Annotated in this window: 1 protein-coding gene; it reads right to left on the bottom strand. The window is 45.6% G+C overall.

Annotated elements, in window-relative coordinates:
- Positions 1-1,519 (bottom strand): Ig-like domain-containing protein (locus tag QM867_RS10650; protein ID WP_414315749.1); only part of this gene is annotated, 1,519 nt, incomplete at both ends.

Below are 1,519 nucleotides of genomic sequence, written 5' to 3'. Positions count from 1 at the left end.
TCCGTCATTGTTAACTTTAACATCTGTCGCAGTTGGGTTAGCTTTCTTAACTTCTTCAGCTACTTTAGCTTTTTCTGCATCTGTCAAGTTGTTAGGATCTACTACTGGAGTAAGAGCTGGTACTTTAACATTATCCGCATCCTTACCATCACCTTTACCAACTGTTTTCTCTGTTGGAGTTGATGTATTGCCTGATGCATCTTTTGCTACGGCAGTCACTTTATCACCAGCTTTCAAGCCCATAACTGGAAGATAGAAGAGACCAGCTTCATTTGTAGTAACAGTAACTGTTTCACTATTTGGAAGAGTGATTTCAACGATTGTTCCTGGTTCTGCTGTTCCTGAAACAGCTTTATCACCTTCTTTAACATCGTTCACAACTGGGGCTGCTGGTGCTGTCTTATCATCGGCTTTCGCTACGGTTGCTGTTGTCGCATCTGATGTGTTACCTGCGTCATCTGTCGCTGTTACAGATACTGTTTTACCTTCTTCCAAACCGCTAACTGGAACACTGAAGTTACCATCTTGGTCAGCTGTTGCTGTTGCTTTGGTTCCGTTTGGAAGAGTGACTTCTACTGTTGAACCTGCTTCGGCTGTACCTGTTACAGCAGTATCACCTGCTTTAACTGGGTTCACAACTGGTGCTGCTGGTGCTGTCTTATCATCGGCTTTCGCTACAGTTGCAGTTGTCGCATCTGATGTGTTACCTGCGTCATCTGTCGCTGTTACAGATACTGTTTTACCTGCTTCCAAACCGCTAACTGGAACACTAAAGTTGCCATCTTGATCAGCTGTTGCTGAGGCTTTAGTGCCATCTGGAAGGGTTACTTCAACTGTTGAACCTGCTTCGGCTGTACCGGTTACTGCTGTGTCACCTGCTTTAACTGGGTTCACAACTGGGGCATCTGGTGCTGTCTTATCATCAGCTTTCGCTACAGTTGCTGTAGTTGGAGTTGATGTATTGTTTGAAGCGTCTTTCGCTGTAACAGAGACTGTTTGACCTTCTTCCAAACCGCTGACTGGAACGCTGAAGTTGCCATCTTGGTCAGCTGTTGCTGAGGCTTTAGTGCCATCTGGAAGGGTTACTTCAACTGTTGAACCTGCTTCGGCTGTACCGGTTACTGCTGTGTCACCAGCCTTAACTGGGTTCACAACTGGGGCATCTGGTGCTGTCTTATCATCTGCTTCCTTAACAGTCTTATCGCCTGTTAGGGTTGCTGTTGTTCCATCTGGGAACGTTACAGTTGCTGATCCATCGTTTCCTACTTCAACCTTAGTTGCTGTTGGGTTAGCGTCTTCTACTGCTTTCTTAACGGCATCTTTTTCTGGTTGAGTTAAGGCTGATGTGTTTTGAACTGGTGTCTTAGCTGCTGGTTCTTGAACGCCCTTAGAATCTGCTTCCTTAACAGTCTTATCGCCTGTTAGGGTTGCTGTTGTTCCATCTGGGAACGTTACAGTTGCTGATCCATCGTTTCCTACTTCAACCTTAGTTGCTGTTGGGTTAGCGTCTTCTACTGCT

The sequence above is a fragment of the Streptococcus infantis genome (assembly GCF_047463635.1).
GTDB lineage: Bacteria > Bacillota > Bacilli > Lactobacillales > Streptococcaceae > Streptococcus > Streptococcus infantis_W.
Note: the sequence above shows the minus strand (reverse complement) of the source record. Positions and strands in the feature narration are given on the sequence as shown.